This is a genomic window from Novibacillus thermophilus (genome assembly GCF_002005165.1).
GTDB lineage: Bacteria > Bacillota > Bacilli > Thermoactinomycetales > Novibacillaceae > Novibacillus > Novibacillus thermophilus.
Window position 1 is genome coordinate 2597471 of record NZ_CP019699.1, and the last position, 22758, is coordinate 2620228.

Below are 22758 nucleotides of genomic sequence, written 5' to 3' on the forward strand. Positions count from 1 at the left end.
GAGAAAAACCAGTCACACTTGAACCACGAGGAAGGTGATGAAAGAGATGGATCAGTTTAACGGTTTAAACATGGGCTTAGGAACTCTCGTGAAACTTTCTAACGCGAAGACGAGATCAATCAGTGCCGAAAACTTTACCGGAGAAAAAGGAAAGGGGGGCATGGCGACGAGTGGAACGGGTGAATCTTTTGCACGAGATCTCGGGCAAGGGTGGAAGGTATCGCCTTCTGTCGAAATAGAACCTGGGTCAGTGTTTACAATGGCGGAGATCGATGAACCGGGAGCCATTCAACACATCTGGTTAACGTGTTTTCCAGAAAGTTGGCGGCACATGATTCTTCGAATGTATTGGGATGGTGAAGATGAACCATCAGTGGAAGTGCCACTCGGTGACTTTTTTTGCAACGGTTGGTGTGAGAGAAGTAACGTCAATTCACTTCCTGTCGCTGTCAATCCTGCTGGTGGGATGAATTGCTATTGGCTTATGCCATTTCGTAAAAGTGCGAAAGTCACGGTGGAAAATCGCATGCCGGAAAAAGTCGTCCTTTACTATCAGATCGATTTTACTTTGACTGAAGTGCCTGATGATGTCGCTTATTTCCACGCTCAGTGGCGAAGGAGCCATCCGGTTAAATACAAGGATGTGCATACCATTGTGGACGGAGTGAAAGGGAGAGGCCATTACGTAGGAACTTATCTTGCGTGGCAGACGAACAATAACGGATGGTGGGGTGAGGGAGAAATAAAGTTTTACATGGACGGAGATGACAAATTTCCCACCATATGCGGAACCGGCACTGAAGATTATTTTGGCGGGGCGTGGAATTTCGAACAGCCGAAAGGAGAGTACGGCATTTATTCAACCCCTTTTCTCGGCCTTCATCAGGTCATTAAACCGGACGGACTGTACCGCAGTCAGCAGAGATTCGGGATGTACCGTTGGCATATCATGGATCCGATCCGCTTTCATGAAGATTTACGAGTCACGATACAAGCGCTAGGTTGGCGCTCTGGCCGTCGATACTTACCGCTTCAGGACGATATCGCATCAGTGGCCTACTGGTATCAAGCTGAACCGCACGCTTCGTTTAAACCGTTGCCGGACAACGATGGATTGGAAGTAATTTAACTCGCAAGGAATCAATGGTGGAGGGGCATTCTAATGAAGAGATGGAAAATTGTTACAATTATGGGTATTACTTTAAGTCTCCTGTTTCAAGTCGGCTGCTCTCCACAGGAGTCAGGGAGCAACCGTAAGGCATCAAAAGTGATAGAGCTGACCTTTTGGGATTTTCAGTTCGATATGCATCAAGAACTCTTTCAAGAACTGGTTGATGAATATAACTCGATTCAAGATGAGGTGAAAATTGAGTACTCCAGTCACGGCAATTCAACGGATTATTCTAATCAAAAACTGCCAGTTGCTTTTGCCAATAATGAAGGGCCAGATATTTTTATGACGAGTGCAGGAGATTTTAACAAGTATGCAGATGCAGGTCTGATGGCAGATTTAACTCCTTACTTTAAGGAAGGTGTTCAAGAGGATTTTCTTCCATCGACGATCGATGCCGTGACATACGATGAGAAAATTCTTGCGTTGCCCCTTGAAATGGAATTGTTGGGTCTGTTTTATAACAAGAAGATGTTAGAGGCACATCATATTAAACCCCCGGAAACATGGGAGGAGCTCTTAGATGCTGCTCGTAAGTTGAAAACGGATAAAGTTGCCGGGCTTGTACTTCCGACAGATAAAGGGCCATACTTAAACTTTATTTGGTATCCGTTTTTATGGCAACAAGGCGGAGACGTACTAAACGAAGATGGTACCCAATCCACGTTTAATTCTCCTGAAGTTACCTGAAAAGATAACATAGCTAATCAATTGTCGAATCACCATTAGTTTTGTCGAAATGGGTCAGTCTACAAGGAAAATAGTGGTTCCGGAGCGAATGTCTTCATTCCAGATAAAAATCGGAATGAGGGATGATTGATGAGTAACTTCGCCCACATCTTAAACGACCGTTTTTCCATTGTGGCCGCTACAAGGGATGATGAATACGTCGCCCAGGTGATCAGCACCACGAAAACGATGGACAGCGTACACAACCTGGAAGATGAAGCTATCTTGGATGATTTTATGGGCTACTTGTCAGAAACCGGTGTCCTCCATTCTTTTTCCACCTTTCAAGCTAGCCAGTATCAACGGGTGATGATTCCGTTTTATTACTTCTTGATCACGTATTTGGCCAAAACATTGCTGGGCATTAAGGCGATGAAAAGTTTGCCTGCTCTGTTGTTTAGTGATCAGGGTGTGATGCGAACCTTGGGCTTTTCGGCTATGGTGTTGGAAGAAGGGTACTGTAATCGGGGTGCCGGTAAACGGCATAACGACACCCCACCCGCCAGCCCGTTTACCCCTCAGACACTGGCAGAATTCATGAATAAGGCGACACCACAGGAGATTGAACAACTGTTTAACACCAATATCGCCAACTTAGCGGCATCTGGTGCTTTCTACCAACAAGTGACGGGCATCATCGATGGCACCGATATCGAAACGACGCCGAACTACGAAGGTGCCGGAAAAGTGATGCGCAAAAAGAAAATCCACAACAAAAAGGGCGTCCGGGAGATCGAGTGTGTCGTTTACGGATGGAAAGCGATTGTGTTGTTTGACCAGCACACGGAAATTCCCCTTGCTCTAAAAGTCGTCCCCATTCATGAACACGAGTCCAAATATACGCGTGTGCTCATCGAGCAGGCTCAGCGCAATCTGGGCAAGCACAGCCGGATCACCCAAGTGTTGATGGATCGGGGCTTTCTGGACGGCACCACCTTATATTGGCTCGACCAACAAAAGATCACATTTGTGATTCCCGCACGCTCCAACATGGACGTCGCCCAGGATGCACGGGACTTGGCTCAAGCGTCCATGGGGGTGACGGATACACGCCAAGAAAAACAGACGTCCGGTCGTGGCAAAAGCAAAACCGAGCACATCCTCGAGACCCAAGTTACTGGTGTCAAGGCGTTAACCAGTTATGTCGATTATCGGGACCCGGCAAAGCCCGCAAAGCAATACAGTAAGACGGGCGGCGGCGGTTGCCCAATCAACGCCGTGGTCATTCAACGCTACCGAAACGAGGAGATCCCGGCAGACAAATGCCCTGTTTTTTTGACCAACAGTCCCGTTGACCGCCCTTTTGTTCCGTATGATGCTTATGATGGGCGCAGCCTTATTGAGAATTTACTTTTTCGTGAAGGCAAACAGGGCTGGAATCTGGAACATGCGCCAACCAAAACGGCCAATGGCATGGTATCGCACGTCTATTTCACGTTTTTGACCATTGCCCTGACAACGGCTTATCGAACTTGGTGTGCCGAGCAAACGGAAGAAGGCGAAGAGAGTGAATCCTCTAATCAGCCGTCGAAAGGGATTCGCAATTGGCGTCGTCGCCTTATGCAAGAAAATCAAGATCAGATCATTGTGTTCAGTGGCCCTTATTATGGTATCTTCCATCTCATGACCTTTGTTCAGCTTATGGGAGGTCAAGTTAAAGACCAGTCTCCCCGTGAGACTGCCGTTTTTCGACAAAATCATCATTTTTCGCCTTAAGTTATCTTTTCAGTGAAGTTACGGCAGCACTAGACTTTTGGGGCACATTTTTTAAAGAGGGATTAGCGCCGTCAAAACTGCAAGAAGGTGCAGGAGACATTGACAATTTAACGAACGGTACTGCAGCCATGCAGATAACGGGAACTTGGGCCATTTCTGACTTGGAGAATAAATTTAGTGACTTCGATGCAGGTTTAGTCCCCTTACCAATACCGGAAGGGGGGACTCCTTCAACGGCTGCTGGGGGATGGAAACTTGCTGTCAATGCCAACAGCGAACATGTGGAAGAAGCAGCAGAGTTTATTATGTGGGCCTTTGGAGATGATCCGTCGCGGCCCTTAAAGTGGGCGAAGACGAAATCTGCTTATCCGGCAAGAAAATCGGTCATAGAAGAAGGAGAAGAATTCTACCAAAAAGGTCTGCGCAAAATTTTTACAAATGAAATTTACGAGACAGCAGTTCCTGAGCCTCGTTTTGGAGCAGAAGTGGTAGATGCGGTCGGAGAAGCGTTGCAGATGGTAATGTTTAGTGATGCGACGGGTGAAGAAGCAGCTCAAACCGCACACAAAAAAATCCAAGACGCACTCAAACAATAAATACGTTCACTTCATCCGGTTGGATCTGGCTGGGTGCCAGCCGGATGAAACTTAAGAGGAGAACAAAAGGACCTCGGTGTTTGTGGGGAGGTAAAACTTGAAATGAAAACAAATCGGAAAGAGGCATTTACCGCGTACGGATTTCTGTTGCCTAATCTATTAGGGTTAACCGTCTTTGTGTTTGTGCCGATGGTGTATGCCTTCTACGTTAGCCTGCATGAGTGGAACGCGTTAAGTCCAAAAGTGTTTATCGGTTTTGACAATTATGTCCAATTGACTTCTGATCATGAGTGGTGGAACTCCGTATATAGAACCTTTATATTTACTTTGATTTACGTGCCTGCGCTCTACATACTCGCTTTGTTTTTCGCTGTCATTGTAAACAGTTTGACTCCCAGGGTTCAAAGTTTAACCCGTACAATGTTTCTGCTTCCGTTTGCGATAACGTCTGTCATATCTGCTGTGATCTGGATGTTTTTATACAACCCTCGGGACGGCTTTATAAACCAGTTTTTAAATCTGTTTGGAATTCCAAATCAACAGTTTTTAGGTTCTACCAGTCAAGCGTTAATTTCGATAATCGTCGTCATCATCTGGATTAATCTAGGTTATAATATGGTCATTTTCATGGCCTCACTAAAAGAAATTCCGAAGGACTATTACGAAGCAGCACAAATAGACGGGGCAACGAGCTGGAAGGCCTTCAGGTATATTACATTTCCGTTGCTGAAGGAAACGAGCATTTTTATTTTGGTCGTGACTACCATTGGTTCGTTTACAGTCTTTGACCAAATCATGGTCATGACAAAGGGTGGCCCGGCAAGTTCCACTGAGGTCAGTGTCCTTTATATATACAAACAGGCCTTTGAATTTTTGAATATAGGATACGCTTCCGCACTAGCCGTTGTTTTGTTCTTAATTATTTTTGTGTTGTCTCTTGCACAAATGAGACTGTACTCGAAATGAAGTTAGGGGGCTTAAGGAAGTGACGAAACGTAACATTCCTCTGTCTGTTTTTGCGATTTTAGTCGGAATACTGTTGGTTGCACCCATTTACTTCTTGGTTATCGGCGCATTTAAAATACCAATTGAAGTTTTTAATCTGAACGTCAATTTCACGAATTTAACTTTGGACAATTTTAAAGCCGCCCTGGAAACGAATATTTTAAGGTCGATCTGGAATTCATTCATTGTGTCAACGACTGTCACTGTCGTGGCATTGCTTTTTCACTCCATGTCGGGATATGCGCTCGCCCGCTTAAACTTTCCAGGCAAGCACCTCATCTTTGGGTGGATGATCAGCACCTTGATGGTACCTTTTACTATTATTATGATCCCCCTTTACATGGTGACGAAAAATCTAGGGATGGCAAATTCATACTTCGGGTTGATCGTTCCAATGATTTTCAATGCGTATGGCATATTCCTGTTTCGTCAGTTCTACAAAGACTTCCCAAAAGAATTGGAGGAGGCTGCATACCTGGAAGGCTTGTCCATTGCGGGAACGTTCTTTCGCCTTGTTCTCCCTTTGTCTAAATCGATTATTATTCCGTTGACGATTGGCTTTTTCACGGCCAATTGGAACAATTACTTATGGCCGTTGATTATTAACCAAAAAGAAGAACTGATGGTCGTACAAGTGGCGCTGGCCAATATCGTCGGCGGTGGATATGAAACCGAGTGGAGCATTGTGTTAGCGGCTGCTCTGTTAGGTGCTATTCCTACATTTATGCTGTTTTTCCTCATGCAGCGATATCTTGTCGACGGCATTAAAATGACGGGGATTAAGTAAGAAAAGCCCTTTGGCAGAAAGGAGAGATACAGACGCAACCGTTGATGACGACTGACTTTTGATCTTTCGAAAAAAATCGGGAAGGGTGAACAGTTGTGAAGAAAAGCAGACTGTGTCAAATACTGTATTTCGTTACAGCGACAATCTTGATAGTGCCAATGTCCTTTGGAGGTGATGTCTTGGCAAATACAGCGGATGCCGAAGTCCCCGGAGATAGTACTTTTTTCTCAACCGTTTACGTGGAAGAATCTGACACACTGAACACAGACAGCCAAGGGGATTTATGGGCTTCGTGCTGGTCAGACGACGACTATTTGTATGCAGCAAACGGCGACGGAGACGGGTTTACAATCATTCCACCCAATACCCCCAATGTTCCGCCGGCCCATGAACACCTGACAGATATAGCAGTGAATAGAATCAGCGGTACACCTGGAAACCTTAAAGGTGAGACGATAGCTCGGTCCGATGACATCGGACAAATATGGAACGATCCCGATCACTACAATCGTAAACCTACCGGTATGGCATGTGTCGATGGGGATCTGTATCTTGCTGTTCAAGATTTAAGTAAAGATTTTAATGATGTCCCTTCTGCCACGATTGTAAAGTCTACGGATAAAGGAAAAACATGGACTTGGGATAAGTCTGGTCCCATGTTTGACGACCACACGTTCACGACGATCATGTTTCTTGATTATGGAAAGGACTACGAAAACGCGATAGACGACTACGTATATGCCTATGGATTAGATTACAACTGGAGAGATTCTTTTAACGACCGGGTTGAGGACCCGACCAAACTCTTTTTGGCTAGAGTACCTAAAACGAGCATCATGGACCGATCAGCATGGGAGTTTTACACAGGACTTGATGACGGTCACCCCACCTGGTCAAGCCATATTGATGAGAAAGTACCGGTTTTACAAGACGATCGGTTAGTCTATCAAGACACATACTTTTCTTCCGATCCGAAGAACATGACAGTCATTTCACAAGGAAGTGTTGTTTACAATAAACCACTCGATCGCTATATTTATTCATCGTGGACAGAATATACATTTGAATTTTATGAAGCGCCGACACCTTGGGGGCCGTGGAAACGCTTTTTATCGAAAGATTACGGTGCATACCCATGGACTGAAACAAAAAACGGAGGTTATGCAACCACTATTCCTTCGAAATTTATCAGTCCGGATGGGAAAACGATGTACGTACAGTCCAATACGTTTATGGGCGGCACGAATAATTATAACTTCTCTTTAAGAAAGATGGTGGTTGAACCTTATGTTTCCTCTACCCCTACTAATTCAAAAAACAATGACAATTTGGCGGTAATTGATGAAAGCACGACCCCTATCAATAAAGTGGCACATTTCGGGAACGTAGATTACTTCAACAACGGCATTAAAGAAGAATCAGAAGATAGCTGGAACAACGAGCGGAAAACAGTGGACTGGTGGGGGTATACGTGGAACAAGTCGTACAATATGAACACCGTGAAATATACGACGGGGAACATGTTCAGCGATGGCGGTTGGTTTACAGATGTAAAGGTACAGGTCAGACAAAATTTTGAATGGATCGATGTGAAGAATTTATCGGTGACACCTGATTATCCGAAAGACCAAACAGCGGGCAAACATCAAACGTATACATTTACATTTGACGATACGTGGGGAGACGGTGTCAGAATCATCGGGACACCGGGAGGAAGTAAAACGTTTACTTCCATCGGTGAATTAGAGGTGTACTACGCTAAAGAGACGCCCCAAGGTGTAGGTGCAGCCGACATGAAGGCGCTCGTTGAGCGCTTTGAGGAGAAGGGAGAATTTGCAAACCGCGACGCTGCCCGTTCCTTAATCATCCACCTGACGGCAGTCGATCACTTCGAAAGGCGAGAAGCGGCTGAAAAGGTAGTCAAACATATGAAACGCTTTAAAGTGTTACTTGACCATCAGCAAGACGGTGAGTTGATATCTGAAAGGGCGTTTCAAGCGCTTCACTCTCATGCGGATGCATTGATGAAAAAGTGGGAACAGTCCCTTCGGTAACTCTCCCCCGTGACAGGCGATACTGTCACGGGGGTTATTTTAGTCACCACAAAATAAACTGTTACATTTTCATATTAACAAAAAAACTTTTACTGTTATCTTGCTTTAAAGAAGGTCTTTAATGATAAAATATGTCTCAAAAAAAATAAATAAATGTACATAAGAACTATTGTGAAAATATTTATTAGTCCTTATGTACTCTTTTTAGAAAATTGAGTTACTAGAACATTATCTGTTGCCTGAATTATTCATAACCGCGTCTCAAATGTTTTAAAAACCAGTTTCAAGCCTGATTTTTGTAAGTTTTTGGTTTCCCTAGATGTTTTCTCAAATATATTACCTAATCTACTGGAAAAACAGCAGGAAGTCATACGCTAGCTTTCATAATCGGCTGTAAAAGGGCACACTGATCCTGTGGTCAATGTGAATGCTATGAGATTGACTTTTCTAATATCATCTCATTCAACCAAGCCGTGGGAGGTGATGGATGGTTCGTAAAGTCTGCCAATAAGCCTTTTGATACAGACAACTGCTGCACAGTTTAAATGTCAGATATCTGCCTGAACGAACCAGCTTTCCCGCGATCTTAAGCAACTTCAAACGGATGTTGTCGATACGATTTTTGTTCATCGTTCTAGGTAGACACAGTCGACGAAACCAGTTGTTGAAGTTATAGGCGAGCACCATGAGTTGCAGCTTTGTGGCGTTGCTGTAAAACGATGGACTGCTCATCTGATCGAAAGCAAAGCCGTTCTTGGCTTCTTTGATAAAGTTTTCCATCGTGCCACGGTTTGCATAAAGCTTGACGATGTTTTTGGGTGAGAGCCCCATGTTGGTCACGATGAAGGTGTAGGTGAAGAAAAGCTCACCTTCCGGTTTCTCCATCTTGACCACCACACGACGCGGCTTATCCCAAGCACGTGCCTGGTAGTCAAATGATGTGTAAAACACCTTGGCTTCTGTCGTGTTCAGATCAAACTGTTTCCAGAGTTCATCTTCAAATGGCTGTGCTTTTTGTTTCAACACGTTGTTTGCTTTTAAACGGATCACATAGTGGACATCATGTGTTTCCGCCAATTGATAGAGAGCCGGGATGGCAAAACCGCTGTCCCCGCGTATGCATAGCGTTGCCCATGGACTTTGCTTCCGATATCGCTTGATTTCAGGGCCGATAAAGCGGACGACTTGCCGGGATGTGTACACATGACCAGCGCGCAGTTCTGCTTTGAGACAATCTCCAGTCAGGCCATCAAACATCATCAGGGGATGGTAACCTTGGGCTTGATAATGCGTGTTAAAGGCGGATCCATGCTGTTCACCATAGGTGGCCAAGTGGGTCGAGTCCAAATCCATCATGATATTGTCCTTGGGCTGGATGATGTCGACTCGTTTTTGCATCAGTGAATTGACCGATTGCAACTGCTTCATCGTTTCCTTATCCAATTTCTGATTTAGCCGGGAAATGGTCGGTTGAGAAGCCAGGACTTCTTTACCCAAAATGGTGGTCAACACAGGTTCATGACGTAATTCATCGGCATGATCATCCGCATGATACCCGGCAATGTGCTGATAGATCTTTTGGATGATGACGTCATCGTTAAAATGGATGTGATGACGGTTTGGATCATTCACATTGAGGTGATCCGTGATCGCTTGACTGAGCCCGATTTTTTCATCAAATTCTTTATACAGTAACCAACCGGCATCTGAGGTCAGGTTTCCACCTTCAAAATTGACTTTCACACTTTTGTTGAAATGCATGGTCTGCTCGTTTACACTATGCATAAGGGAGCCTCCTTGGTTTGTATTGGTTTTGGTCACTTTTACAATACCAAAGGTTGGGCTCCATTTCTATTTTTCACCCATTGGGTGAAAAGGTGGAATGCTTTTAATGGCCTGGTATGACGCGCTTTTTGATATTTTAAGTTCAGCTATATGAATAATTCAGGTGTTGTTATAATTGGCTAGGGTAGGGGGGGAAATACTTTTAGAGGAGGCCAAGAACGCATGAGCGATTTAAAGCACAGCCTGAACGAGCTTGAAATCGAAGAGCTTGACGTTTCAGAGATGATGGATTCTGACAGCCTTTCGGAACAGGAAGCGACTCAAGTCATGGGAGCTTCCTGCACCACTTGTGTGTGTACATGCAGCTGCTGTACAACCTGAATACACGCAAGCATCTGTAAGTGAGCATAGAATTGTTGCTGTAAACCTGTCTCGTGTGATCTCCCCCCTACCTTTCAATATATTTTAATCTAGAAGAAAGCTCGACTCAAATGCGGGTGACTTTATCATGGAACGGATTCGCGACGATAAGCGCTTGAAATTAAAACGAGACACTTTTTTTATACCGGATGGAGACAGCGTATACTTTAGGAACAACGCAGGTTCTTTTTCAATTAAGGGCAGGGGTGTGTATACGCTAGTGGAAGCCCTAGTTCCCTATCTGAACGGGCAGTATACACTGAGCGAGATCACGAATGCTTTCCCCTCCAAGCACGTGTCAGCCATTACAAAAGTATGCGTTAGTTTGCATAAAAACGGTTTTTTAAAATATACCAATCAGGAGTTTCATTCCAAGGAAGAAAATATAGAAGAGATCGAGTTTTTGGATTACTTTAGTTCTGACGGCTACAACGCTTTTCTTCGCTTTAAAAATGCGAATTTTGTTCTTACGGGAAAAGGGGAAATTCTCTACAGCGCGTTGCATGCACTGTTAAAACTTGGCGCATGTCACGTACAAGTTCTACAGAGCGAAGAAAGTGAAACCCGCGTCACTGATCTCATTGAGAAGTACAAACAAGAAAGAGAACTGACCTACATCACAGGAAATGTAGATCATATCGGCAGTTTAGTGAAAAAGGCAGATCTTGTGGTCTACGCTTCGAACGATTGTGACCATCCTCTTCTACATAAGCTGACGGAATCCTTAAGCAACGGTCAACGCCTGGTCCCGATAACGTACGTGGAACAAGTCGGACTGGCGGGGCCCTTGTTACATTCATATCTTACTTGGAACAAAGTCAAGGGACGGATTCAATACGAGGAAATAAGGCGAGGCGATCACCATCTTCCGTCTTTTGTCTCGGGATCGACGCTGGCCAGTGTAGCGGCATTCGAAATGTTTAAATACTTCACCCAAGTCCTTCCCTCCAACCTGACCGATCACGTGTACATACTGGATCTGGAGCAGTTACAGGGGGATTTTCATCCCGTTTCATTTCCCTTTTCCGAACAAAACGAAAACCGTGAAAAGGATGGAGCGTCGGACAGACATGCCTTCTATAGCTTTATCGACAAACATACTGACAAGTTTACCGGTCTGTTTACGAATTTGGACAGACGCCACCTTTCCCAAATACCTTTCTCCCAGTGGCGAATAAATGTTGCAGTTCCAGGGCCGGACGGTATGGGTCAAAGTCGGGAGGTCATTGATTTCGGTGATCAACACGACGAGGCTCGCTTTAACACTTGCTTACACGGGATTGAGCAGGCTGCAGCAGTGTGGTTGATGAGTAGCGACGAAGAGAGTGAGTTTTATGAGGGCACCCGTTTTGTGACAAATGAGCGGATTCACGTCTCTCCAAAAGATTTTCACACCATTCGTCTTTCCGCAGGGGTCAACGACGAACACCTTTTGAAATACGGTATACTCAAACAGCTTCTCTCTTATGAGTTGCGAAGCGAAAACGGGGACAGCGGGAAGAGTGTGGCCGCCACGCGTGAACTGTTTATACAAAATCACATCGGCCATTACTACGCTTATTTAAAAACAATGGACGCCATACCCGAATTGACTTATCAGGAGAAAGCGGGTGGATTCGTCGTCGTGAAGGCCGGCAGTCGAGGGGACATGCAAACGGGAATCGGATTTACATTTCGAGATGCTTTAACGAACGCTGTCAGAGCGTATCTCATTCGCGTGCAAAACGGCGGTCGCGACACAGGGATCCGCCGTTCGAACTTTAAGGCCATGACAGGCTGGCATGACAACAAAGTAAAGGCGTATCTGAAAGAACACGATCTCGATATTTGTTTTTTTGAAATAAAGCGATTTGCTCAAAGACCATTGGGGTTAAAAGTTATGGCAACCTTACTTTTAACCGACGGAGCGATCCACAATGGGTAATTTTCGGATATTGATCCTCGGGAACGGCCAACTCATGAGAGAGGTTGGAGAAGTCTGTCATACAAAGGGGTACGTGACGGAGACACTTTCGGATCAAGAGCGCGATTGGCAGGAAAGCCTGTTGCACATTGTCCAGACGAAAGTGTACGACTTCCTGTTGTTAGTGCAGGAGCGTTGGAAACCCGATGTGGCTGTTTGGCTGGAACGGCATCTACACAGTGGCATTCCGTGGGTTCGCGTTTATTCTTTGTTTAACGAAGTGTTGATCGGCCCGATGCGGAGACACGGGCGACGTGGCTGTACCGAATGCGCCGACACGAGAAGGATCATGACGTTGAAGGACCGTACACGCGTTTTTCAGATGAAAAAAAGACTTATGGAGGGACGGGTGACAAGCGGTTGCGAATGGCTGACATCCGCAGCAGTGTATTTAATCGCTGAATGGCTTTGTCACATGATGGAGCAGTCCGACGAAAACGGCTCATCTTACGACAATACTTTAGTGATCATCGATAAAAAGCATTTGAAGCTTTCCACGCACCAATTTTTGCCTGTTCCCACGTGTCCCGTTTGCGGTGAATTGGAAGAGGATCGTCAGGACAAAGTGAAGGACGACTTCGAAACTGAATTCAACAGGAACGATACAAAAGGTTATCGGAAGCACGCCTTTAACGATTTAAGGCAAAAGGTTTTCGAAGACTTCGTAGACCCGAAGACCGGCGTATTCAATGCACTGTTGGATGAATACGAGAGCCCCTTTTCCGTTTCGGTTGCCAATTTGCCGCTGCCGGTAGGTAAAGATGAGGTCGGAGTCGGCAGAACGCTTTCCTATGATCGCAGTCAAGTAGTGGCGATCTTAGAGGGGATTGAAAGGTACGGAGGAATGGAACCGAGGGGAAAAAAAACAACAGTCTTTGACAGTTATAACAACCTGTCGCATGTCGCTCTCGATCCGAGAAAACTGGGATTGCACAGTGAGTCACAATACAACTTGCCGGGATTCCCGTTCAAGCCGTTTGACCCTGCCAAAAAAATGTACTGGGTATGGGGATATTGTCTGACGACTAACGAGCCCATTCTCGTTCCTGAAGTTTGTGCTTACTACGGTTTAAACTACCGTGATGGCATACAAAATTCTTTTGTGTATGAAATTTCTAACGGTTGTTCACTGGGCGGGAATCTTCAAGAGGCGATTTTGCATGGCATTTTTGAAGTCATAGAACGGGATGCCTTTTTAATGGCGTGGTACCGAAAGCTGCGGTTGAAAAAAATCAACACCGAATCCATTGCCGATCGAGAGACCCAATTAATGTTGACGAAGTTTGAACATGTCACCGATTATGACGTGCATCTTTTTGATATGACAATGGAAAACGGAGTTCCGAGCGTATGGGCGTTAGCTAAAAACAGAGGTGACAGCGGAATGAATATTTTGTGTGCCGCTGGTGCCCACTGTGACCCGGTTAAGGCGATACAAAGTTCATTGCATGAGGTAGCTGGAATTTTAATCGCCCTGCAGGACAAATTTGAGAAAAGAAAAACGGCATTGTACGAAATGGTCCACAACAGTCATTTAGTCAAACATATGGAGGATCACTCTCTGCTGTACGGTCTGAAAGAAACCGAAAGTCGCTTTGACTTTCTTTTGGACGCAAATAACAGGGAGTATACGATAGACGAACTGTACAGCGGTAAACTGTATACCGGGTCCCTTGCTTCCGATTTACAGAAGTTGATCCAACGCTTCCGAGATTTGGAGTTGGATGTGATTGTGATCGACCAGACGAGTGAAGAGATGAAAAGGCATGCCCTGTGCTGCGTAAAAGTGCTCATACCTGGAATGTTACCGATGACTTTCGGCCATGACATGCGCCGAGTCGACGGATTTGAAAGACTCACAAAAGTGCCGAAGCAGTTAGGTCTGAAAGAAAACGGCTTGAATCCGTTTCCGCACCCTTTCCCATAAGGAGAGTTACATAAATGTGTGAAACTAAAGTGGCGTATTCCCCTCACTTCCTGGTTCGAGTTGCCGGTCAGCCGGTGGAGCATTTAACGGACTTAACGTTTTCCAACACGCTGCACTGTGTGAACCAAATAAAAGAAGTCGAATCCGAATTAAAGGACGTAACCGAGAGAACGACTGCTTTGTTGTATGATTATATCAGACTGGAAAAAAATCAAGATCGAAAAAAAGCATTGATTAATTTCAAGCGTGACGTATACAATCACCGTCACGTCACCGCGCAAACCTTGAAAAAGATGACACAAAGCATGCCCGCTGAGCTAAAAGAAGCAATAGGGACTTGGCACTCCCTGTTAAACGACTGTGTTCGGTTGAATGAAACAGTGCAAGATGTATTCGAGCGTGAGCTCGTTGAAAAAAGACACCGTTTAAGACAATTATTTTCGGAAGAGAGATTTATCAAAGGGATACAGCTGTCGAACGAAATGCTCTACCGGCAGCTGAATAACTATCTCCGCCATGATTGGTTAGGGGACAAACTCACTAAAAAATTGCGGCATGCAGAGTTATCGTTGTTAAACTACTTTAACCGAATGGTGTTTAAACCTACCCCTTTCAGCACTTTTACCGGACTGTGCCAAGGGGTGTTTACCGATGGTCCCAGCGTGATCCGCATTAGACACTCCCATGAAAAGAGACACGTCAATGTCAATCTCGCTTACATCAAGCGCATTGAAAGAAAGGTGCTGGAGCTGGAAGACGTACGGCCCTCGTTACACGTCAGCTTGAATCCCACGTTTCGCATTGTGAACGACCACATTCTTTTTTTCAGGCGGGGTAAAGACGGGACGGCCCAAGCTTTTAATGATGAAACGTTTGTTAAAATCAAACTGACGTCACCTGTTAAAAAAGTGATCCAGGTCATTCAAGAAAAAAACGGGCCCATAACGGTACATGAATTGGTCCACGCATTGTGGAAAACTTTAAAAAACACGTACTCGCTGGAGGAGTGCCGTGGCTTTGTTGAGAAACTGGAAAGCACTCAGCTGATCACTTTTTCATTTGGGATTGAGGAGCAGGCACGCGATTATTTGCATCAGTTCGTTTGCAAGCTCAAGACCCTCTCATCGCCCAAAATTGAAGACGTCGTGTCTCGGCTAGAAGAGGTTCACGACATTGTCCGCCGTTTTTCGCATGCCGACCATCAAAAAAGAGCGTACCTCTTGGCACAGGCTGAGAGAAATTTAAACCAGCTATATGACACTCTTCACATACCGTTCGATAAGCAACACCACTATGCGAAAGCCAAAGTGTTTGAAGATGTTTCGTATGACGAGTCCCGATTTCAACTTAACCGCGACGAATGGACAGGGTTTCTAGAGGATTTAAGCGTTTTACAGCAATTTATGCCGCTATTTGACGATCACGTTGTGGAAAAGATTGCCGCGAACCAATTTTTCAGACAGCGGTTCGGCGAAAACAAACGAGTCAAACTTTTAGATTTTTACCGGGAATACAGCAGAATGACGCAAAGCGATTGGCAACAAATGTGGCACGAGATACAGCAACACAACGACACCTTCCAAAAGGTGAAGACGCTGAGGAAAGCGTTTTACGATTATGTATCGGATCTTCTAGATAAAACCCCTGCAGGACGTCCCCTTTACCTTGAGAAGAGGTGGATCAAGCAGTTGCTCGAGAAATTTCCCGATATTTTGAGAAATTGGTCCAGTTCCTCGTTTTACTGTCAGCTCGCGCGAAACGGCAATGCGACGCATCTCGTCTTAAATAAAGTCGGACCCGGATACGGAAAACACTATTCACGGTATTGTGATTTGTTTTTCGACGAAGCCGGCAATAATTCGTTTTTGCAGTCCATCCGAGAGAGTTACAAGGTGTTTGGAGCGCAAACAGTTTTTGCCGATTTAAATGCTGTTCTCGGCCTAAACATTAATTTGCACCCTAAAATTTTGGATTACGAGCTCACATATCCGGGCAGCTCCCCCAATCTGGAAACGAATCAAATCAACGTGAGCGATGTCTCTGTTTGCTACGACCGGGCAAAGCAGCGGTTAACACTGTACGCGGATAAACTCGCGAAATCGGTCGAACTCATCCCGATGGGTTTTTTATTTCCGATGTTAGCTCCGCCTTTTTACAAATTTTTGTCTTCGTTATCGTATTCAAACGGCGTCGAGCATTCATTTTGGGAAAAGTTTGACCGGGACCAACGAGGAGGTGCGTTTCGCTACTATCCGAGATTACTGTTCGGAAATGTCGTATTGGATCGAAGAACATGGAAAATACCGGTTGAAGCGATCCGGAGTACGTTTCGTAAAAGCGATTGGGAGTACTTCTGCCAAATTCAGGAACTCGTCGATCAACATCGCCTTCCGTCTCACGTATTTGTCAAAGCACTGTCTTCGTTGGATGTATTTTCCGACGCGGACCGGAAAGCGGATTTAAAATCTTGGATCGAGGATGTGAAAAAAACAAGGCAGCGAAAACCTCAGTACGTCAATTTTCATAACTATTTTGACACAAAAATAATGGAGAAAATTGTTAAAGACGCGAGCGGTGACATCACGTTTCAAGAAGTTTACCCAACCCCGGGCGATGCACTAGCCGGTGAAGACGGTCATTATGTGTCGGAATTTTTATTTGAAGTTCACAACCCGAGGAGTGACGAGACGTGAATGCCCGTGGAAAGTGGTTGAGTTACCTCATTTACTATTACGATGAGCAGGATCGGCTTTTAACGCAATGTATACGTCCGCTCGTTGATACATTAAAGTCCCGTGAATCGTTTGTACAGTATTTCTTCATCCGTTACTGGGAAGGAGGACCGCATATCCGTTTTCGAGTCCTTGCCCAAAACGGTGATGAAGCACTTGAAAACGTGATTGAAACGTGTATCCGAACGTACTTGGAAGTCGAACCGTCCACTTTGGATTTATCGGAACGGGTCATGAGAGAACACTTCCTTAAATTCAGCCGGTTGGAGAATGTAGCCGTATCTTTTACCGTACAACCTAACAACAGTTTAAGGCGAAAGGAATACGAGCCTGAATATGACCGGTACGGTGGAAGAGAGGGCACCATATGTTCCGAAGCACACTTTTTCCATTCAAGTGAACTCTGCCTCGGACTGTTGCGTGATATGAGAGAAAAAGGGCGGCAGAGGTTGACGGTCGCAATGGCGGTGACACTCACGATTCTAGAAGCATTTGGCATGGGCATAGAAGACTCGCTTACTATTCTGTCCAAGTATTCCCGAGTTTGGCAGCGGTACATCCCCCAGGACCCGCGTCAAGTACAGGACTACTTCGGACAAAAATACCGGGCCCAAAAGGACAAAATTGTAAACTACTTGCACCATTACTTCCATGATAAATCGAAGATCATTCCGGAGGAGCTCCTCGCACCATGGATGGCACATCTTGACAACACGAACGAACAAATGACCCAATTGTACCGAAACGGTCAGTTAACCTTTCAAGCCGAAGGGGATCAGTATCTGAAAGGACTGGAACACATCCCGAACTACAAGTTAATTCCCATCGTGATCAGCTACATCCATATGTCGAATAACAGGCTGGGCATACGCCCCGAACAGGAAGCTTACCTCGGTTTCTTGCTGTATAAAGGATTGTTGGAGATTGCAGATAAAATGCGTTTGGAGTAGGTGGCCATATGATTGAAAACGCGTGGTATAAAATAGTGGTGACACTTGAAGACGAGGCGCAGGTAGACGATGTGATCTGTCGCGGTTTAAGACCAGTCGTGGCCGCTCACGGGCGCCAACTGTCGGAACATTTCTTCACCCGATCGTATGATGGCAGCCGGAACACCGTGGAATTTTATATCCATGCAGATGCGGACGAAGCGCATTTTAAACAGATGTATGCCCATTTAGATAGCTGCTCAAAAGGCCAAGTCCGCTATGCCGGTGTCAGTCAATTTAATGAGACCGAACCCTTTTTCGGACGCATGGGCGATCTCTATTTAGCCAGGTACTACTGCCAAACGAACGACTTAGCCTTCCGCGTATTGGAAAAAGCGAACGGGGAATACCCGAAGAAATTGGATGCCGCATTAGACATGATGATCATAAGTGCAGATTGCGCTTACGACACGATTCAAAGGGGGTATCTGTCTTACTGTTCGCACGTGAACGGATTTTTCACCCGGTGGAAAGACCCGCAAAAAATTGAAAAGACGTTTTCTGAAAAATACAAAAAAATAAGCCCTTATTTACACGCGAAGGTCACCCGCCTGTTGAAAAACGACGGGGGAGATGAGGCGTATATACAGTATCGACATGTGTTGTTATCGTTTAAGGAATCGCTCACGGAAGCTTTTCGTCAAGGCCAACTAACGGTCACCAACATAGAGAGCGGCGATGAAACCAGTCAAGGTTACCGGGACTTCCTGAAAAGGAGTCCGTTTCACCGCGAAATCGTGAATAACGACGCCTTTCTCCATTATATGAACCACGATCCCACTTTTTTGAGCGGAAGATTGCTGACGATCTTTACGTACTTGCTGTTGCGCCGCGTCGGGATCAAACATAAAGACAGGTACGCACTTTGCTATTACATCTACCGCACGGTTGAAGAGTTGTTTGATTTAAATTCACTGGATCTGATTAAATCCTTCGCAGAAAAAGGGTGATTCCAATGAAAACGTCTCAAGTGAGCTTTGACGTGAACTTATTCAACCTTCAATATCACCCCGAAAAAGTGACGCCAAAAGATTGGACAGTTAACAGTGAGGAGCAGCCGAGACCGTTTAAAACGTATCGAGGGTTGCCGTCTGTCCGTTTGGATCATCGCGTGCCGGACGCTTTGGGACCATTTGTCCGTTCGGAGCCCGGTTTGTTTGAGCGCCTCAGTGCTTTGTTGTGGCACTCTTACGGATTAACCACGATGAATTGGCTGACGAAAGCCAGCAAACCGGAAGAGGCCGATGCGAAATCACTGACATTTTTCCGGCGCAATGTCGCGTCCGGCGGTGCTCTGTACCCGGCTGAAATCTATCTTTGCTTAAAAGGGTTTCAAGGATTAAGCGCGGGCGTCTATCACTACGATCCGAAAGGGCACCGTTTGGTCCTTTTGCGAGAAGGCGACATGACCCAATATGTCCAAGAGGCGCTCGGGATAGAGTTTGAGGAAGTGGGGAGTTCTGTCTACCTGTTGTTAACCGTTCGGTTTTGCAAAAACTTCTTTAAATACCTCAACTTTTCTTACCGCTTGCACGGTTTGGACACAGGTGTTTTGGCTGGTCAACTGTTAACCCTTTTGAAGGCGTTGGGGATGCAAGCAACGGTGCACTACAACTTTGTCGATCAGGCCCTCCGCCACTTGTTGAATATCGACTCGCATGAAGAAACGGTTTACGCCGTGATCTCGGCAAACGCGGGGCAACGGCTGAAGTCGCGAGAAAACAAAAAAGAAACGGCTGATACTTTAGCGGACCGGTTGCCGCCGGTTGATACGCCGGTTTGCGAGGAAAATAGACGCGGCGACTATTCGATGATCGTGAATCTGAACAACCAAGCGGAATGCGAAACAGTTGAGTCGTTTAAACGATATAAGGACACACAAAACTTGCGAAGTGCCATCGACGGGCAGGCAACTGTCAGGTTAACGGAACGGAAGAAGCCAGTCGATTTGTTGCAGGCGTCTTTGGATCGAATTTCGCCGGGAGAACGTTTTAAGTTGAGTGAATTGCGTTTTGACACGTTGTCAAACATTTTGACCCATCACGGTTTAGATGGCATTAAAAACGATGTGATTGTAAACAGAAATGTCACCGAGACGATACATGTCTTTTTTTACGCGCACCACGTCGAGGGGCTGGCCCAGGGGTATTACTATGTGGATCGTGAGTGTTCATCCGTCCGTTTAATGAAAAAAGGCGATTTATCTCCTTTGTTTCAACAGGGGCTTACGAGAAAAAACTTTAATTTGCACCAGGTTCCGCTCGTCATTCATTTGACATCGGCATTTTGCGAGTTTGTGTCCTCTGTCGGAACGAGAGGTTATCGCATTCTCCAAATGGAGGCGGGAATGCTTACGCAACAGAAGCAATTGTTTGCCGCTGGTTTTCATCTCGGCGCTCACCCCATGCTCAGCTATGATGCCGGATTTCTTGAGCGCGCCTTGGGCCTCGACGACTTGGAGCAAACCATTCTCATGCAAATCGCACTTGGCGAGTACAAGCCTTTACTCAGACTGGCCAATACATTATTTTAGGGGAGATTCAAGTGAGAGTGCCTGATTCGGAAAGGGTCAAAAGTTTTTATGACGGGACAGCGGACAGGGTTTGGAGCTTTAGCCCGTCAAAAGATTACCATGTCGGTCTCTTTCACAGCGAAGACGAACCGCTGGCTGTAGCGCAAACGAGAACGGTTATGTATATGGCGGACCGACTTGAACCGACAGAAGACGACGTACTGTTAGATGTGGGCTGCGGGACCGGGAACGCCGCCCTGCAGATCGCACAGAAGTTTAAATGCAAAATCGTGGGAGTGAACATATCTGAAAAACAGTTAGCCATTGGAGAACAGTTGTTGTCGAACAGTCCAATGAAGACATGCGTTAAGCTGCTTAAAGCCGATGCTCATCACCTCCCTTTTAAACAAGGTGTTTTTACGGCTGGCTATGCTTTGGAAAGCTTGATGCACATGAATCGTAAACGCGTATTCCATCAAGTGTGTCACGTGTTGCGGCCTGGATCTCGATTTGTGCTTTGTGACTGGATTGTAAAAAAGCCACTGACCGCTGCTGAGGAACGAACCGTGAACCGATTGACAATGGGAAGTTACTTGAACATGGACCAGTACACGGCATTGATGGAGGATTGCGGCTTTGTGGATGTAGCCGTGGATGACTGGACAAAGTTGGTGGAACCGACGTATACGCACTGGACAACCGTGACAGAAGAGATGGAACGGGACATCCCGAGGATTGGCTAGATAAAATTAAAGATGCTTGTCAACGCCTTTCCGAGATAGCCGTGGAAAAACTAGGTTATGTTCAAGTGTACGGCAGGAGGGATCGGCTTGCGTGAACATGCAAAGGATGTGTTTCAACATAAAACAGTCTTCATCACTGGGGCAACCAGTGATATCGGTGCGGCCATCGCGGAGAGCTTTGCTGCCTTGGGAGCCGACTTGCTTTTATCCGATCACCCTGATTTGAAAAAACGGTTGAACGAGATGGCCGGGACATTTCAGCATGAATACGCCTCGCATTCAACTGTCCACCCCATCGATTTAAATTCAGTGGACGAGATTCAGGCAAACCTGTCAAGCGTTGAAAAGCCGATTGACATTTTAGTCAACTGTGCAGGGTTGAACACGTTTTTGCCTGCATTAAAGGTTGAAGAGGAAGTGTGGGATCAGATTTTAAACGTTAACTTGAAAAGCCTCTTTTTTGTGAGCAAGTTCGTTGCCGAGACGATGATCAAAAGCCGAACTCCAGGGAAAATAGTGAACTTGGCCTCCCAACACGGGGTTGTCGCCAACGGTCTAAGAGCTCCGTATTGCGCGAGCAAAGCAGGGGTGATTCACCTTACAAAAGTGTTGGCCCTGGAATGGTCCCAATACGATATTCTGGTGAATTGTGTGTCACCGACGTTTACGAAGACGTCGAAAAGCGAAACATTTTTGCAGCATCCAAACGTACAGAAATCGTTTCTGCCCAAAATTCCTCTCAAAAGATTTGCTACGCCGAATGATATAACACGCGCTGTTTTATTTCTGTCGAGCCCGTTTAATACGATGATTACAGGCGAAAATATTCTGGTTGACGGCGGGTACACCATTCATTGAAGGAGAGGAAGTGACGAGGGACAGGAGGTGTTTGCGACGGTGCGAAAGAGAGTAGCGATCGTGACCGGTGCGAGCAGCGGAATCGGTTACGCGATTGCCGCCAAGCTGGCCGAACGGAGTGTAGCAGTTGTCGCGGCGGCAAGAGGGATGGTCGCCTTGGAAAAAGCAGCTTCACATATACAGGCGAAGGGCGGGGACGTTTTGCCCGTTCCGGCAGATGTGTCTCGCTTTCAGGATTTTCAAATACTGTGCGAGAAAGCCGTTCAACATTATGGAACAATTGATATTCTCGTAAACAGTGCCGGAATTATGCCGTTATCGTTTCTGCGTAAAAGAAGAGTGGAAGAATGGCACGCGATGATCGATACGAACATTAAAGGCGTCACGAACGGCATCGCGGCCGTACTACCGCAAATGGAGAAGAAAAACGCCGGTTGCATTATTAACATTTCTTCAACCGCTGCCTATGAGGTAATGCCGGGAGGAGCCGTATACAGCGCGACGAAGTATGCCGTCCGGGCCATAACGGAGGGACTGCGCAAGGAGCTGGAAATGAAGAAATCGAAAATAAAAACCATTCTGGTTTCACCCGGTCCTGTCGATACGAATTTAACTTCCACGATTCAGGATGAGGAAATACTGCAGTTTATGCAATCCTTTCCTGTGTGTAAAATTCATCCAAAACAAATAGCGGATACAGTTCTTTTTCTCCTTGACCAGCCGGAAAATGTGAATATCTCTGAAATTGTGATTCGGCCAATGTGAAAAAAC

The 22758-nt window shown here is 45.8% G+C and carries 17 protein-coding genes and 1 pseudogene; 17 read left to right on the forward strand and 1 reads right to left on the reverse strand.

All coding sequences use genetic code 11. The features are described from left to right. The first annotated feature begins 37 nt into the window (after window positions 1–37). The 7 genes and pseudogenes from B0W44_RS12575 (at window position 38) to B0W44_RS12605 (ending at window position 8058) form a co-directional block, all read left to right on the forward strand. A complete protein-coding gene (locus tag B0W44_RS12575) occupies window positions 38–1129 on the forward strand; it encodes a glycoside hydrolase family 172 protein (protein ID WP_228441116.1) in 1092 nt (363 codons plus the stop codon). Between the two features lie 33 nt (window positions 1130–1162). Further along, a complete protein-coding gene (locus B0W44_RS12580) occupies window positions 1163–1861 on the forward strand; it encodes an ABC transporter substrate-binding protein (RefSeq protein WP_077720335.1) in 699 nt (232 codons plus the stop codon). Window positions 1862–1990: 129 nt separating this feature from the next. Further along, the gene (locus B0W44_RS12585; protein ID WP_077718376.1) at window positions 1991–3616 is read left to right on the forward strand and encodes a transposase; all 1626 of its coding nucleotides are present in this window, start codon (window positions 1991–1993) and stop codon (window positions 3614–3616) included. 26 nt (window positions 3617–3642) lie between these two features. Further along, window positions 3643–4212, forward strand: a pseudogene (locus B0W44_RS12590) (extracellular solute-binding protein); the annotation flags it as partial. Between the two features lie 102 nt (window positions 4213–4314). Continuing rightward, complete coding sequence (locus tag B0W44_RS12595) at window positions 4315–5178, forward strand: carbohydrate ABC transporter permease (RefSeq protein WP_077720337.1); 864 nt, start codon at window positions 4315–4317, stop codon at window positions 5176–5178. Window positions 5179–5197: 19 nt separating this feature from the next. Then, window positions 5198–6004 carry a carbohydrate ABC transporter permease gene (locus B0W44_RS12600; RefSeq protein ID WP_077720338.1) on the forward strand — a complete coding sequence of 269 codons (807 nt, stop codon included), beginning with the start codon at window positions 5198–5200 and terminating at the stop codon, window positions 6002–6004. Between the two features lie 179 nt (window positions 6005–6183). Then, window positions 6184–8058, forward strand: a complete 1875-nt coding sequence (locus B0W44_RS12605; RefSeq protein ID WP_149027011.1) for an FIMAH domain-containing protein — start codon at window positions 6184–6186, stop codon at window positions 8056–8058. A gap of 462 nt (window positions 8059–8520) precedes the next feature. Here B0W44_RS12605 and B0W44_RS12610 read toward each other — a convergent pair whose 3' ends face one another. Continuing rightward, a complete protein-coding gene (locus B0W44_RS12610; RefSeq protein WP_077720340.1) occupies window positions 8521–9843 on the reverse strand; it encodes an IS1380 family transposase in 1323 nt (440 codons plus the stop codon). 222 nt (window positions 9844–10065) lie between these two features. Between B0W44_RS12610 and B0W44_RS12615 the strand changes: the two genes are divergently transcribed. The 10 genes from B0W44_RS12615 to B0W44_RS12660 all read left to right on the forward strand — a co-directional run bounded on the left by B0W44_RS12615 (window position 10066) and on the right by B0W44_RS12660 (window position 22752). Next, window positions 10066–10224: a thiocillin/thiostrepton family thiazolyl peptide gene (locus B0W44_RS12615; RefSeq protein WP_077720341.1), complete on the forward strand. Its 159-nt coding sequence runs from the start codon at window positions 10066–10068 to the stop codon at window positions 10222–10224. A gap of 127 nt (window positions 10225–10351) precedes the next feature. Further along, window positions 10352–12187, forward strand: a complete 1836-nt coding sequence (locus B0W44_RS12620) for a hypothetical protein (RefSeq protein WP_077720342.1) — start codon at window positions 10352–10354, stop codon at window positions 12185–12187. Then, on the forward strand, window positions 12180–14153 hold the full coding sequence (locus B0W44_RS12625; protein ID WP_149027012.1) for a TOMM precursor leader peptide-binding protein: 1974 nt from the start codon (window positions 12180–12182) through the stop codon (window positions 14151–14153). Before B0W44_RS12620 ends, B0W44_RS12625 begins: the two co-directional genes overlap by 8 nt. A 14-nt stretch (window positions 14154–14167) precedes the next feature. Beyond that, a complete protein-coding gene (locus B0W44_RS12630; protein ID WP_077720343.1) occupies window positions 14168–16846 on the forward strand; it encodes a lantibiotic dehydratase in 2679 nt (892 codons plus the stop codon). Then, window positions 16843–17835, forward strand: coding sequence for a thiopeptide-type bacteriocin biosynthesis protein (locus tag B0W44_RS12635; RefSeq protein WP_077720344.1), 993 nt, complete (start codon window positions 16843–16845; stop codon window positions 17833–17835). The genes B0W44_RS12630 and B0W44_RS12635 overlap by 4 nt, the downstream gene beginning before the upstream one ends. Before the next feature lie 8 nt (window positions 17836–17843). Beyond that, window positions 17844–18824: a lantibiotic dehydratase C-terminal domain-containing protein gene (locus B0W44_RS12640; RefSeq protein ID WP_077720345.1), complete on the forward strand. Its 981-nt coding sequence runs from the start codon at window positions 17844–17846 to the stop codon at window positions 18822–18824. A 5-nt stretch (window positions 18825–18829) separates the two neighbouring features. Continuing rightward, complete coding sequence (locus tag B0W44_RS12645; protein WP_077720346.1) at window positions 18830–20407, forward strand: SagB family peptide dehydrogenase; 1578 nt, start codon at window positions 18830–18832, stop codon at window positions 20405–20407. An 11-nt stretch (window positions 20408–20418) separates the two neighbouring features. Then, complete coding sequence (locus tag B0W44_RS12650) at window positions 20419–21129, forward strand: SAM-dependent methyltransferase (protein ID WP_169835562.1); 711 nt, start codon at window positions 20419–20421, stop codon at window positions 21127–21129. 87 nt (window positions 21130–21216) lie between these two features. Next, the gene (locus tag B0W44_RS12655; protein ID WP_228441118.1) at window positions 21217–21987 is read left to right on the forward strand and encodes an SDR family NAD(P)-dependent oxidoreductase; all 771 of its coding nucleotides are present in this window, start codon (window positions 21217–21219) and stop codon (window positions 21985–21987) included. 39 nt (window positions 21988–22026) lie between these two features. Continuing rightward, window positions 22027–22752 carry an SDR family oxidoreductase gene (locus B0W44_RS12660; protein WP_169835563.1) on the forward strand — a complete coding sequence of 242 codons (726 nt, stop codon included), beginning with the start codon at window positions 22027–22029 and terminating at the stop codon, window positions 22750–22752. Window positions 22753–22758: the final 6 nt, after the last annotated feature.